This is a genomic window from Leucobacter ruminantium (assembly GCF_017565705.1).
In the GTDB taxonomy this organism is placed as follows: domain Bacteria; phylum Actinomycetota; class Actinomycetes; order Actinomycetales; family Microbacteriaceae; genus Leucobacter; species Leucobacter ruminantium.
This window is the reverse complement of sequence record NZ_JAGDYL010000023.1, coordinates 1-14,697: the sequence shown is the minus strand read 5'-3', so window position 1 is coordinate 14,697 and position 14,697 is coordinate 1. Positions and strand designations below refer to the sequence as shown.

Here is a 14,697-nt window from a genome sequence, read left to right as displayed (position 1 = left end):
GTGCGGATCGTGCAGGGGGCGGCCTGCCGCATGCGCCCTGCAGTGAGTACGGAGAGATGAGGAGACACCTTGCAAACACTTAACCAGTCGCCGGGCCGAGGCCCCGCGAGACGACCCTCTTTGCGGGGGGGGGGGGGGTAAACTCCTTGCCTCCGTGCTGACGTGTGCGTTGGCGTTCACCCTGGCTCCTGCGACGGTGTCGTGGGCGGACGAGCCGGATACCGGGATCGAGACCCCCACGACCGGGACGCCCGAGAACGCTGACGAGGCTCCGGCTGGTGACGATGCTGCCGATGGAGACGACACCAGCGGCGAAAGCGGCGAGGGTGAAGGCGGCGAGGGTGAAGGCGGCGAGCAGGGTGCGCAGCCCCTCGCCGATTCGGAGGATCTCCCCTCGCTCGCACTGCAGGTGCGCATCGCATCCGATGGCACCGAATCATGGGACGCCGACGACACGGCCGGGAACGATTCGGGGCCGAACAACGGGATCGTGCGTGTGAACGACACGGTCACGTACGAGGTCGAGTACGTGGTGACGAACAACGATGCCGCGAACCTGACCTGGTCGGTCACGTTCCCCAAGGGGATGGAGATCACCGAGATTCCCGGCTACTGCCAGGCGGCCGGGTCGTCCCTCACGCCCGAGACGGCGGGCGAGCCCACGATCCCGTTGACTGCGGACTCGATCGATGAGCTCTCGGAGCAGACCCTGACCTGCAACATGGGCAACCGGTCGGTCGCGACCGACAAGGTGTTCGTCACGACGAAGGTCCTGAACCTCGCGCACCAGGGACAGGACCTGCCACTGACCGCTGCGACCGTCACCGCTGACGGTGTGGAAGAGCCTGTTGCCGCAACCTTGCCGCTGCCGTCCGTGAAGGCGTCCGCAAGGCTGATGTGGGACATCAGCAAGAACGGCACCGCGCTGGAAGAGAATACGGGGCTCATTCAAGGCCCCCAGAATGCCGCTTGTCCTTGGGATACCTCGCGCGCCTGCAAGATGACTGACTACTCGGTACTTCTCTCAGCTCCTGCAGGAGGCAAAGGCGCGATGCCGGCAGTGGGTGATGTTACCTTTACGGACGACATCTCTCCCGCTGCCCTGTATCCCGCTTCTGCGGGGCAAGACCGTGATGGCAACGGCGTCGATGACATTGCCGATATGGAAGCTGATCTCGACAAATACGGTAGCCGTATAACGCTGTACCAGAATGGCAATGCTGTCAGGGGACAGATGCAGCCCGGCCCGAAGGCATCGAGTGGAAATACCTCGAATAGTGTTCGAGATTCTGGTGTGACAGTCATTGCACCAAGCAACGCGGTAGGCGAGCCAGTCGAGATCACCATTAGCAATGCTGATTGGTCACTGAAGACCTACCCGTCAACGACTCGTTCGGGACTGGCCCTTCCCTCGTCAGGAGACACGGCGTACGCCTATTCCGTCATGCTGACTCTGTGGACCCCGGTAGACACCATCCGTACCTTCGGTGTGGAATCTGGTGGACGAACTACCCTTGACACCTTAAACACTTACACGGATCTTGAAGTCAACGGGTTCACTGATATTGATGTGCAGACTGAACAGCCCACATGGAACGACCACCGCGCGACGACTCCCAATGTGATTCCTCCGGGAAGCTTCTGGAAGCGTTTCGTTGGCGTGCCGGGCGAACCGGGGAATATGACGCCTAGCGAGTTCAGCCCCGGATCCGGATTCTGGGAGGGCCCTCCGGGAGGAGCGACCGTTGACACGGGCGGTATCACGGTGGCCCCGACGCAGAACGTGATTTCAGAACTCAACGTAATGGTCGGCGCATTGGACTACGAAGACCCTGTGACTGCAGTCGTCTGTGACGCCTGGGACAACTCAAAACTGCATCTCCGAGAAGCGGACTATTCGGCTCAAGGAGGGCAGCTGCAGCTGCTCCCGTCACCCGGAAAGACCGCGGTTTGGCTTGCCGGAGGAAGCCAGGGAAGCATCTCGCCTAACTATTACAGTAGGCCTGGAGACACGGTTTCAGAGATTGAGGTGCAATATTCGGGATCTGTGGCCGGAGGGTCGGGGCAGGACTCGCAGTGTGGCGACGATCAAGGGCCATGGTACGACGATCCAGCGCAGGTTCCAGGAAACGTCCCCCAGACGCTTGCTGACGGGTCGACCATTCACCCCGGAGTAAACCGGGTCAGGATTCGAGTTGATGATTCGGTGAAGAATCAGTTCGCGAACACAACGCTCGCGCTTCAGATTGGTATGCGGGTTGCGGCCAATAGTGAACCGACCGGGACAATTGTGCCCAACTGGGGCTCGGTCAAGTACCTTTATGGCCAGCACGCCAGCATGCAAGAAGTCATCGACGATACTTCGCGTAGTTGGTCCGCCAACGCGTACAACCCGGACACTCATCAAGGGACGCATGGTGATCGTCTGATTCTGGCGCAGGCGCAGGCGCGTATTGATAAACAGGTCCGCAAGGGCGACAGTGGTGCGTTCTCGTCGACGCCGCCGAATGTGACGGGCGGGGATCTGGTGCAGTACCAGTTGTCTCCGTCGCTGACGAGTGGTGCGCTGACGCCTGGCATTTTGAAGGATGTGTGGGTGGAGGACTGCCTCCCGGCGTCGCAGTCGTATGACAGTGCGTCGGTGACGCCTGCGATCGTGTCTCCGGGCTCGACTCCGGCGGACGCTGAGCGTCCGGCGTGTGCGGCGGGTGAAACCTATATCCGGTGGGTGCTGCCTGATCAGGAAGTGAACCAGGTGATCGAGCCGATCGTTCTGTCGGTGGAGGTGTCTCCGACGGCGAATGACGGTGTGTACACGAACACGGTGGTGGTGTGGGCTGAGGATGACGCGTCGACGCTCGCGCAGCGCAGCGATCAGGCGCAGATCCAGATCGCGAACATCGCGGGCATCAAGCTGCAGAAGGAAGCCCTCACCCCGGTGGTGCAGGTCAACCGTGCGGGGCAGGCCACGAACGAGCTCAACAAGTGGGCGGTGCGTTTGACGAACACGCTGCCCGCGTCTGAGCAGTCGGGCGTTACCGCTCCGGACATCATCGATGTGTTGCCGAAGCAGGGCGTGCAGGGCACCGAGTTCAACGGGACCTTCCGGTTCGTTGAAGCGACGGTGACGCAGGGTGGTGCGGCGACGCGGATCCTGTACACGAAGAGTGCGAATGTGTCGGCGAATCCGCAGGATGCCTCGAACGGGGCGTCGGGTGCGACGACCTGGTGTGATGCGCCTGCCGGTGGCACGGTGGTGTCGGGTGTGAACGGGTGCCCGGCTTCCGCGTCCGAGGTGACGGGCTTGCGTATCCAGCGTCCTGGCGCGTACCTCTCGGGTGACGTGATCGAGATCGAGCTGTCGATGGTCGGTGTCGGCAACCGTGGCGGTGACGTGTATGTCAACCGTGCGATGGCTGCCGCTGAGGGTCTGGATAACACGGTGGGTCCGATTCGTCGTCCCGAGGTCGCGATCGAGTCCTCGATCGGTGACTATGTGTGGTGGGATCTGAACCGGAACGGCCTGCAGGATCAGTTCAAGGGTGCTGATGAGCAGCCCGCGACCGAGGTTCCTGTCAGGATCACGGGCACGGACGATCTCGGCAACGCGGTGGATATCTCGACCGAGACTGGTGATGACGGGAAGTACGTCTTCGACCAGTTGCGTTCCTCGAACGGGGGCGGGTACACGGTGACGTTCACGAAGCCTGATGGGAGCGAGTTCACGACGCGGTACGCGAACACGGTCGCGGGGTCTGACCCGGTGGATCTGGGCGACACCACGAACGATTCGAACGCGGACCCGGCTACGGGGGCTTCTGATCCGGTGGTGCTGGGGCGTGACACGCATGATCTCACGATCGATGCCGGCCTCACCCCGCTCGGTGGTGTGCAGATCAACAAGGAGGTGACGGGTGCCGGGGCGGGCGAGTTCGCAGCGACCGACGTCCTGAAGTTCCAGGTGGTGTGCACCTTCGATCCCGAACTCGACGGGGTCGACCCGACCGAAGTCCTGAACCAGGAGATCTCCCTCCCGGTGAATGGTGCGAGCGTGATCACGAGCGACGTGCTCGGGAACCTCCCGGCGTACTCGTCGTGCACGATCACCGAAACCGACCACGGTTCCGCCGATCAGGCTGCCACACCGGTCACGGTGACCGTGCCCTGGGATCCGGAGGCGGAGAAGTCGGGGACGGTGACAGGTTCCATGACGAACTTCGTGTCGGCCGGGTCGGTGCAGGTGACGAAGACCCTCGCAGGTGACGATGTCGCGGTCGAGGCCGCGAAGGATCGCATGTTCGAGGTGCTCGTGACCTGCCAGATCGAAGAGACCACCGACGAGGACGAGACGGTTCGCTCGGATGTGTACTCCGGTGTCGTGAAGATCAAGGGCGGGCAGACGAAGTACCTCGTCGACGAGAACGATACGCCGCGCGTGCTGCCCCTGAATGCTCGCTGCTTCGGCGACGAGGTCAACACCGGTAGCGCTCAGGAATCGGAGGTTGATTTTGATTCGTGGGAGAACTCGGTGCCCGTCACCGACGGCACGCCGGAAGACCTCCAGGTGCTCACCATCAGTGCGGTGAACACGTTCGAGAACGCGCAGCTCACGGTCTCGAAGAAGGTCGAAGGTGCGGGCACTGGTGGCGCGTACTCCTTCACCCTGGCGTGCACGATCACCGGGACCGGTGAGGACGGTGCGCCTGCGCGTGGCGACTACGTGCTGCCCGAAGCGGACGCGAAGTTCACCCTCCGGGATGGGGAATCGCGCACGATCATCGTGCCGGCGGGTGTGAACTGCCAGGTGAAGGAGACGGACGTGCCCGATGGCGCGACGGTCACGTACACCGATAGTGATGGCACGACCGAGGGCGGGGTCGAGGACGGTATCGTCACCGACCTTGCGGGTGCGGACAACACGGTGAAGGTCACAAACACCTTCCCGCCGAAGCCGCCGCTCGCGCTCACCGGCGGGCAGATGCTCGGTGCCGCAGGTCTCCTGGGTGCGGGTCTCCTGCTCGTGGGTGCGGCACTGTTCCTGCTCCGCGAGCGCCGCAAGGAAGACGCCACGGTGACTCCCGCACACGGGTAGCCCACCACACGGGCCCTACCCCGTCTCCGACAGCGAAAGGTGTCGGAGACGGGGGCGGGAACCCCGGAAAGGCGTTGACGGCTGAACGTGGCGTTGCGGGTTCTGGCCACCCCCGGAACACTGTCTCGCATGCGGGGCGAGCCGCCAGAACCCACCCCATCCCAGCCGCCGGCACCACGCGCGAAAGGCCCCGCTTCAACAGCTCGCATCTTTTTCGCTCCGCTCCTGTTTCCGTTGACTCCCTGGACCCCGGTTCCTAAAGCCGGCGTCCAGGACCTGACCGCCCGCACCAGAGATGGTGCAGGCGACCGGCCCGTCACCCCCTTTCCCGGGTTTCCCTCCCGCCCCGCACACCAGGAACCTTCCGCGCCACCCTCTCCCTCCCCACCCCTCTGGGAAGGCGCGTTTTCTCCGAGGTTCCGGTGGCCGCGGGGAGGAGGTGACGGCCGCCGCCGAGACCCCCACCGATGCCCTACAGGGTCATGACAACCACACACGGCATCACCTCGGCGGCACCCCACGGTGCGGCTCTGGACCCCGATGACTCCCCTCACGGAGACGAGAACCCCCGCCCCCTTTCGGGGAGGCGAGGTCTCTGACTCCGCCCCAGGGAGACGCCGGGCTTCCAGAGCCGCACCACCCCTCAACCTCAGAACACCCCGGAACGCCTCCCCGCGCAGACACACGCAAGGACAGCGTTCTCGCTGGTGGCGCCGACATACGAAGACCGGAGAGATGCACCAAGACCCCGCCCAGCCGCAGGACGAGACCGCTCTCGCCCCCGGGGTGGACGGAGCCTTGCCGCACCGTTTCCTCGCCACCGGCGGCAGCCCTGCAACAGGCCGGGGTGTGCCGCTCACGATCGTCACCACCGTGATGGATGCGCCCGCGCGCTTGCAGGACCCGAGGATCGTGTACAAGTTCGTTCGGGCCGGGAGGGCGCAGTTCGCGTCCCCGGCCGGGAAACTGCCGCTTGCCGCGGGAGACGTGCTCGCAATCGACGCCGGCGTAAGCTACCAGATCACCCCAGACCCCGGGTACGAGGTGACCCGGGTCGGGTTCGACCGCCGCTACATCATCGACGAGCTCTACTGGCTCTACACCGGCCTCCTCCCAGACCGTGCCGCAGCAAAGCGCATGCTCGACGCCATCTACCACGCCCCGATCCACGAGACCCGCCTCACCGAGCCGGTCCTTCGCCGGGTCTGCGACGTCCTCGACCGCCTCGACGAAGCCCTCTCGCTCCCTCTCGGCCTCGAACACCACGCCCAGGCGATGAGCTTGTCCTGGACTCTCATCACCGAACTCGGGAACCTCCACGCCACCCCGCCCGCGGATCCTGGCATCCCGGCCACCGCACACGCTCTCGATCTTGGGGCACGCCGTGCCGGGCCGAGACCCGAGGCCCGCATGGTCGCGGAACTCCTCACCGCAGAGCCCGACGCCCGCTGGACGACCGTAGGGCTCGCCGCCCGCGTGCACCTGTCCCCGTCGCAGCTGCGGCGCGTGTTCACCGCCACCTACGGGATACCTCCCGCCACCTATCTCGCCCGCGCCCGCGCCTACCGCATGGCCGCCCTCCTCACCGAACGCCCAGGGGTCAGCATCGCAGAAGCCGCGAGGCTTGCCGGATGGCACAGCCGCACCCACGCCACCGCCGCATTTACCAGGCACCACGGCATCACCCCCACCCAGTACCGGGCCCGCAACCGCGACGACGCATAGGCCCTACCGCGACGGGGGTCCAGGGAACGCCGCAGCGAGGGCATTCAGCGCGCTGACGGCATGGAGGGGAAGCACCCCGTTGCCGAGCGCTGTGAGCTGCTGATTCGCCGTCAACCCCAGCACCGGGGCCGTCACCCATCCGGGCGGGAGGCCCATGAGCCATTCCACGAACCCCGGCGAGGGACGTAACCCCTGCCCTGCCCGGTGCAGAGCAGGGGCCGGAGCCGTCATTCCGGTGACGTGCTCCCACCTGGCGATCGCGGCAGCGTATCGTCCCCAAGCTCGAAGATGTGCCCGACCAGGGACCACAGCATCTCCGATTCGCCCACACGCCGATTCGAGGTATAGGGCCCGTTCAATACGAGGTCGATGACCTGATGGGAGAGCGCGATCGTTCCCCGCCTCGCCCGCACCTGATCGAGGCTTTCCCCACCGCGAGACGAATCCGACGCCAACGGCGTCCGGAACAGCGGCACGGGCGAGGACGAACACACGAAACCTGGGATGCGGGGCACCGACGGCGGAAGCGGGAAGGCCGAGCCATGCCGCGTCATACCCGAGGTCGGCCAAGTCCCCGAGAACGGCGCCAAGCGCCCGGAGAGGTCGACCTGACTCGTCTCCCACACCCCACATGCCGGGTTCCAGATCGCGAAGGGTTGCAGGGTCAGGGGTTGCATCGGGAGCTCCTTCGGGGGTTGCAGCGGTCGGGGCTGCGCGAACGGCGGTTGCGGAGAGCAGGCCGCGTACGTTCTCGATGACTACGAACTCGGGGCGGAGCTGGTCGATCGCTTCGGCCATGTACGACCAGAGACCGGAACGAGTGCCCGGTGCGAGGCCAGCCATCTTCCCGACGGTCGAGACGTCCTGGCAGGGGAACCCGCCGCAGAGAATATCCACCGGCGACACTGCGCTCCAATCAACAGCCGTGATATCGCCGAGGTTCGGGGCATCCGGCCAATGGCGGGCGAAGACGCGCTGCACGACGCTGATTTCTGAGAACCAGACCGTCCGGGCATGGAACACGTGCTCGACGGCGAGATCGAGGCCCCCATAGCCGGAAAACAACGACCCGACACGCAGCGGCGTGAGGTCGGCGGGCGTGGCGGGGTCTTCTCGCATTGGGGCTCCCGGTGATTGGTGATCCCGGCAGGCATAGTGCTGCCGGATGGTCACCTCTCAGGTGCACCCGACACCCATTCCGAACACCCGCCCAGCGCCCGCGGTCAGCACCACCGACGCCCACCACGGCAACTCAGTCAATCCACCGCCGGCCGCCACGTCATCGGCCTCGCCCCTGAGCTTCCACGCGTCTTGCATCTGCGGTTTGAAGTGAGCATTGTTCGCCCCAGAAGTCACACCTTGCTCGCGCCGATCCGCTCGTCGCGCTGTAGCTGACTGCGCGCACCTTCCTCCTGATCGAGACCCCACGGAGGAAGGAAGCGCGCCATGAGCACGAGAGCGCCGAGGTATCAGCCAGCCCAGTTCGTGGCCTCGGGTTGGGAGTCGGGCACACCGGAGCGCAAGGCGCGGTTCGTGAACGCACTGCTGCGCTTCATAGCCGCCGACTGCCCGCGCGAGCGCTTCACCCGATCTCTCTATGACGGGCTCTCCAATCACGGCTACTTCGGGTTCATCGCGCACTACAACCTCGACGGCTTCTACGAAGCCCAGCTCTCCACCCCAGACCGACGCGCCCGCTTCCTCAACGACCTCCGCCAAGACTGCGGACGCGACGCCCCCACCATGACCGCCCCGACTTATGGAGCGATGTGAAGCGCGTGCTCGCCGAACGTCTGCAATCTCAGGACTTGCAGACGCAATCGCGCCGGTTGCCGACGCCCCAGCCAAGGCGCGCGACGCCGAAGAAGCCTGCGGGTCCAACACTGTTCTGATCTTGGCCGGGGTTGCGCGGAGACAGGCTGCAACCCCTCACGCAACCCCCGGATTGCACGATGGAAGGGAGCCACAACTGTGACGGTTTCGATGCGGGTGATGAGCGCCGGCGACGGCTATAAATACCTCCTGCGCTCCGTGGTCACCGGCGACGGCGACCGCTCACTGTCCACCCCGCTCACGCGCTACTACGCCGAAGTCGGGAACCCGCCCGGACGGTGGCTCGGCGCCGGAGTTGTGCAGCTCGCCGGCGGGCAGATCGCGACCGGCAATGAAGTGATGGAAGAGCAACTACAGCTCCTGATCGGTATGGGCCGCGATCCCGTGACCGGTGATCCGCTCGGTCACGCCTACCCGGTCTACTCAACCCAGGCAGAGCGCATCGAAGCCCGTGTCGAAGCCCTCGATGCTGAGCTCGGCCCGGCCTCCCGCGCGGAGGCCGTCGCGCAAATCGAGGACGAGGAACGACGCCGCGGCACCAGGAAGGCCGTCGCTGGGTACGACTACACGTTCTCGTTGCCGAAGTCGGCGTCGGTGCTGTGGGCGGTCGCAGACGCGGGCACGCAATCCCTGATCGCTGACGCGCATCATGCGGCGATTGCGGAGGTGATCGAGTTCATGGAACGCGAGGTCGCCGCCACCCGCATCGGATCGACCGGCGCCGACGGGGGCGCGGTCGCGCAAGTCGATGCCTTCGGGATCGCGGCGACCGCCTACGACCACTACGACTCCCGCGCCTCTGACCCGCACCTGCACACGCACGTTGTCGTGTCGAACAAGGTGCGGACGGTGCTCGATGGGAAGTGGCGGTCGCTCGACGGCCGCCCCATGCACGCTGCCACCGTCGCGCTCTCCGAACTGCACGAGGCGATCATCGCCGACCACCTCACCCGCCTCCTCGGCGTCGAATGGGAAGCGCGGGAACGTGGCCGGGATCGGAACCCCGCCTGGGCGATCAAGACCGTGCCGGAAGAACTCGTGCTCGAGTTCTCTACCCGGGCGCATCAGATCGATGCCGCGAAGGATCGCCTCATCGCCGACTACATCGCGAAGCACGGCCGTCAGCCGTCGGCCGCTACGGTCATCAAGCTCCGCGCGCAAGCCACCCTCGAAACCCGGCCCGAGAAGCATGTCCGATCCCTCGCCGACCTGACGAGTGAATGGCGCAAGCGTGCCACGAAGAAGCTGGGCCGTGATGCCGGCGAGTGGGCGCGTGAAGCGATCCCTGCAGGTGAAGTGCGGGTGCTGCGCGCGGATGATGTGCCGCTCGATCTGATCGAGGCGATCGCGCACAACGTAGTCGAGGCCGTCGGCGCGAAGCGTTCCACGTGGCATCGCTGGAACCTCACCGCGGAAGCCGCACGGCAGACGATGGAGTACCGGTTCGCGACGACCCGGGATCGGGAAGCCGTAACCGGTCTGGTCGTCGATGCCGCCGAGCGTGCCTCGCTGCGACTCACCCCGCCCGAGCTCGCCTCGACCCCGGCCCGGTTCCAGCGCGCCGACGGCACAACCGCATTCCGACCCCGCCACTCGGCCCTGTTCTCCTCGACCGAACTGCTGGAGGCCGAGGCCAGGCTCCTGGATCGTTCCCGGATGATGACCGCGCCAACGCTGCCACTCGCGGTGATCGAACGGATCACGAGCGCGCCGGATCGGGAAGGCAGGATGCTCGGCCCCGACCAAGCCGACGCCCTCACCAAGATCGCGGTCTCAGGAAGGACGCTCGACCTCCTCGTCGGCCCGGCCGGCACCGGGAAAACCACCGCCATGAACGCACTACGCCATGCATGGGAACAGCAGCACGGCAAAGGCTCGGTGGTGGGGCTCGCGCCGTCGGTGGTCGCTGCGGAAGTCCTCGCTGATGACCTCGACATTCAGACGGAGAACACCGCACGCTGGTGGACTCTGCACCTCATGGGCCGAGCCGAGTTCCGGGCGGGGCAGCTGGTCATCATCGATGAAGCGAGCCTCGCCGGAACCCTCTCGCTTGACCGCATCACGAGCCTCGCCGCCGACAGTGGTGCGAAAGTCCTGCTGGTCGGCGACTATTCGCAGCTCCAAGCCGTCGAAGCCGCCGGCGCCTTCGGGCTCCTCGCCGCCAACCGCCACGACACCCCGGAGCTCTTCACGATCCACCGCTTCACGAACGAGTGGGAGAAGCGAGCGTCGCTCGGGCTCCGCCTCGGCCACACCGACGTGATCGACACCTACCAGGACGCAGGCCGCATCACCGGCGGCGATACCGAGGACATGACCGCACGAGCGTATGAGGCATGGCGAGCAGACCGGGAAGCCGGGGTCGTGTCGATCCTCGTCACCGACGCCGCAGAATCCATGACCGCGCTCAACCTCCGCGCCCGCACCGAACTCATCCTTACAGGCATCGTCAAACCCATCCGCGGCGAAGTGACCCTCGACGGCGGGGCGACCGCCGCCGTCGGCGATGTGGTCATCACGAGGAAGAACCGGCGGGATCTTCGCTCGGGCTCAGCGTGGGTGCAGAACGGGAACCGGTGGATCATCACTAAGGTGCGGCGCGACGGCTCCGCGACGATCCGACCTGCGAACCGGGATCGCGGCGGCTCGATCGTGCTGCCCGCCGCCTACGTCTCCGAGCATCTTGATCTGGGCTACGCCGTCACCGCGTACCGCGCCCAAGGTGTCACTGTCGATACGGCGCACGTGTTGGCTGATCCGTCGATGACGCGGGAGAACCTGTATGTCGCGCTGACTCGCGGCCGCGACGGGAACTACGCCTACGTCGCCGTCGACGCCCCGGACGACGCGCACCAGCACCCGCACGAAGTCGAAGACCCAGAAGAAGCCGCACGGCGCGTGCTATTCGGCGTGCTGAACCATTCCGGGGCGGAGCTGTCGGTGCACGAGACGATCGAGCAGGAGCAGGAAAAGTGGGGGTCGATCCGGCAGCTCGCCGCCGAGTATGAGACCATCGCCACCGAAGCCCAACACGACCGCTGGGCCACCCTCATCCGGGCATCCAGCCTCACCACCACGCAGGCGGATGCAGTGCTCGACTCTGAAGCGTTCGGTGCCCTCGCCGCTGAGCTCCGCCGGGCAGAGGCGAATCACCATGACGTTGGCCGGCTCTTCCCGCGCCTCGTCAAAGCGCGCGGCTTCGATGATGCCGATGACATCGCCTCCGTCCTGCACTGGCGGGTCGCGACCGCGACCGAGCATCCCGCCAGCGGAGGACGCACGGCGCAGGCGCCACGGTTGATCGTGGGACTGATCCCAGTCGCAGGTGGGATCACCGAGTCGGATATGCGGCAGGCGCTCGCGGAGCGGCACCAGCTCATCGAGCAACGCGCTGCCACTCTCGCTGAGCAAGCCGCCACAGAAGGTGCGCCGTGGGTGCGGGCGCTCGGGGCGCGGCCCGATGATCCGCGAAAGCAGGAGGCCTGGTCGCGGTATGCGCGCACGGTCGCCGCGTACCGCGACCGCTACGGGATCATCGATGACGATCCGCTCGGACCGGAAGCCTCCGGGATCGCGCAGAAGATCGACGAGGCCCGCGCCGCACAAGCACTCCAGCGCGCACGCGCACTCACGACTCAGCGGGCGCGGCCGACGGCTGCGGCGAATGCGTCCACGCGCCGGGGAGGGCGATCGTTGTAGGCGCGAGCCGAGGCCTGTTCCGCTTCTCGGCTGTCCGACGTACAGTAAAAGGGCAGCGGCAGAAACCTGCACGACACATTTCGCCTCCGGGCCGGGCCTTCGGGCCACCTCCAATAGCGCCGCTACCTACAGCAGTGCGCTATTGAGAGGAATCATCATGTTGGGCTTCATCGTCTCGGGAGTCGCGAGCGTGGTCGCTGCTCTGTGCCGCTACCTTCCCAGGCTCCGGCTCATCCAGCGGATCGTCCACCGCCGCGACAGCCACAAGTGGGGCATTCCCGCGATGCTTCTCGCGGTGCCGTACTTCCTTATCGCGAACATCTTCAAGGGCATTCTCGAGGACGGCGGGAACGCCTTGTTCAGCGTGCCGCTCCTGTGGTGCCTCGTCATGGGAATCGCGTTCCTCGCGGTCGGCCCGATCAGCTTGCTACTACTCGCGAAGGCTCGGACGCGAGAGGCGATCGCCCGTTGGAAGGAACAGCGTCTCAGTGGTGAGCGGTAGAATTTGGGTGTGGCGCAAATCAAAGATCAGCAAGTCAAGACTGTCGTCGTTGGGATGGCTCTTGGAGTGCTTGCTCAGGGTGTTGAAGCGGTCACAAGCAAGAAGATGGCGCTTGAATTCGCATTCAACCACGCCTGGCGTCGATGGCCAGAAGCGAGGTTCTTCCCGAGTATCGGCGGTCATGACCCCGGCAATATGTTCTGGATCGGCCTCGGCAAGTCAGAACGCCGACAGGGGGCCATCGCGGCGTGGGACGAGAGCCAGTGGTGCGCGCCCTACCTCACTCAAGATTGGACTGTCGAAGAGGCATTGGAACACCACTCGGACGATGAGGTCTCCGCTGAGGACTGGGCAGAACTGGGGCGGCTCTTCGTTGAACACTTCAAGCCGGAAGAAGTCCGTCGTGTGTCGTAGGAGCGATCAAGCTTCTGAAACATTCTGAGCCTCCATAAGACAGTGGAGCCAATCGCGGTTCCGAGTAACATGGGACAACCGTTCACAGGACGACTTTTGGTTCCCAGTTCGGTGATCGGGGGAACTCGTCATCAGAACGCCACTCGACCTCGCCGGACCAAGGGAAGGTGCGCGGCGGTCGAGACGCATCCCAACGCCAGATGTCCGGGCCCGTTCGTTGCGCACTTGTGCCTGGACGACTTGCGTATCCAAGCGTTTGAGCGGAGGGGAGGGTGTAATACCACTGCCATCCGATGGCGTCGGTCTCGACGGTGAACGTATGAGGATCCAGGCCATGCTTCTGCGCCGCGTTCTGCACCTGGAGCGCCGCATCGAATGGTCCGGGCGCGAAGAGAACGGCATCCAAGTAGGCGCTGCTGACATCCCAGGCAACCTGGTGAACCTCGGGAACATGCCGGTCGTCAACGAGCCGGCCGATTTCATCTGTTGCAGTCGAACCAGCGACCTGGCTTTCGTGTTCCCGCCGGAGTCCGGCACCTGTGTCGTCGGCGACCTTTGGGAGGTACTCGGCGAGTGCGGCAACGAGCACGATTGTCTTTGTGGAGTTCACCCGTGTGGCGTATCCGAGGTCGCGTCCGTGCAACACCCCGTGTCGAGATAGCTTGCCATACGTTCCGGTTGGCCGGACGTCCTCGGAGAACAGGGCACGAACGACAGGGAGATTGATCTCCATCCCGGCAACTGTCTCATCGTCCAGGTAGGGATCGTTGTTTCCTTTGGAAAAGAACGATTGCCCCGTGAGGTCACGGCTCATGCCGTCGATCTGTGCCAGAAGGATCGGAATCGAAGCTTCGTAGGAGCCTTCAAAGTGATGTGCGATGGCCTTCTCTATAAGCGTGACGCGATCCCAGAGGATCTGTTTGAACGGCTTGTGTGCGTTCGACCAGCGCCGGATTGGAATCGCTGCGAGTTTCAGAAGTCCGGCGCCATCCGTGTTCCACATTTCTGTGATTGCTTCATCGAGCTGTTCGTCGGTCAGACCTGCGCCAGCTTGCTGCAGAACTTGCAGGGTCCCGGCGAGATGCCAGTTCCCACACATCGCCCAGCCGGACGGCGCAAAGAGAGCAATGGCCTCGGCCATCTGGTCGAGTGGTGGGTGGCTGGCTACTCCGAGTCGCCGTGCGACTTCTTGTGCCTTTTCGTTAGAGATCATTGTTCGCCTGTTCTGCCGTTTGCTGAACGGTTGACGCTTAGGGCTGTCCTACGGTCTCACAGCTGGGTAGTGCACGGATCGGCAAGGCATCAGGGGCTGCTGCACGTTTAGGTGACATTCGACATGGCTAGTTTCGGCTGGCCTGGAAGGATGATCACTATGGCAACCAGGTATCCGCAGGAGTTCCGTGATGACGTCGTGCGCGTCGCCATGAACCGT

General features: G+C 64.9%; 8 protein-coding genes and 1 pseudogene. 6 read left to right on the top strand and 3 right to left on the bottom strand.

From position 1 onward, the window contains the following. Positions 1 to 169 precede the first annotated feature (169 nt). Together J4H91_RS12020 and J4H91_RS12015 are read left to right on the top strand one after the other, a co-directional pair. Positions 170 to 5,092, top strand: coding sequence for a DUF5979 domain-containing protein (locus tag J4H91_RS12020; RefSeq protein ID WP_208046505.1), 4,923 nt, complete (start codon positions 170 to 172; stop codon positions 5,090 to 5,092). Between the two features lie 735 nt (positions 5,093 to 5,827). Next, positions 5,828 to 6,817, top strand: coding sequence for an AraC family transcriptional regulator (locus tag J4H91_RS12015; RefSeq protein WP_208046504.1), 990 nt, complete (start codon positions 5,828 to 5,830; stop codon positions 6,815 to 6,817). A gap of 227 nt (positions 6,818 to 7,044) precedes the next feature. Here the strand turns inward: J4H91_RS12015 and J4H91_RS15655 are convergent, their stop codons facing one another. After that, positions 7,045 to 7,494 carry a hypothetical protein gene (locus J4H91_RS15655; RefSeq protein ID WP_243752947.1) on the bottom strand — a complete coding sequence of 150 codons (450 nt, stop codon included), beginning with the start codon at positions 7,492 to 7,494 and terminating at the stop codon, positions 7,045 to 7,047. A 106-nt stretch (positions 7,495 to 7,600) separates the two neighbouring features. Continuing rightward, positions 7,601 to 7,936, bottom strand: a pseudogene (locus J4H91_RS15650) (DNA cytosine methyltransferase); the annotation flags it as partial. A gap of 327 nt (positions 7,937 to 8,263) precedes the next feature. On the opposite strand from J4H91_RS15650, the gene J4H91_RS12005 reads away from it, so the two are divergent. From J4H91_RS12005 to J4H91_RS11990, 4 genes are all read left to right on the top strand, one after another. Then, the gene (locus J4H91_RS12005; RefSeq protein ID WP_243752929.1) at positions 8,264 to 8,590 is read left to right on the top strand and encodes a hypothetical protein; all 327 of its coding nucleotides are present in this window, start codon (positions 8,264 to 8,266) and stop codon (positions 8,588 to 8,590) included. 198 nt (positions 8,591 to 8,788) lie between these two features. Continuing rightward, a complete protein-coding gene (gene mobF, locus J4H91_RS12000) occupies positions 8,789 to 12,349 on the top strand; it encodes a MobF family relaxase (protein WP_460648280.1) in 3,561 nt (1,186 codons plus the stop codon). A gap of 157 nt (positions 12,350 to 12,506) precedes the next feature. Then, entirely contained in the window at positions 12,507 to 12,851 is a 345-nt protein-coding gene (locus J4H91_RS11995; RefSeq protein WP_208046502.1) for a hypothetical protein, read from the top strand. 9 nt (positions 12,852 to 12,860) lie between these two features. Further along, the gene (locus tag J4H91_RS11990; protein ID WP_208046501.1) at positions 12,861 to 13,265 is read left to right on the top strand and encodes a hypothetical protein; all 405 of its coding nucleotides are present in this window, start codon (positions 12,861 to 12,863) and stop codon (positions 13,263 to 13,265) included. 82 nt (positions 13,266 to 13,347) lie between these two features. Here the strand turns inward: J4H91_RS11990 and J4H91_RS11985 are convergent, their stop codons facing one another. Next, complete coding sequence (locus J4H91_RS11985) at positions 13,348 to 14,406, bottom strand: hypothetical protein (RefSeq protein ID WP_208046500.1); 1,059 nt, start codon at positions 14,404 to 14,406, stop codon at positions 13,348 to 13,350. Positions 14,407 to 14,697: the final 291 nt, after the last annotated feature.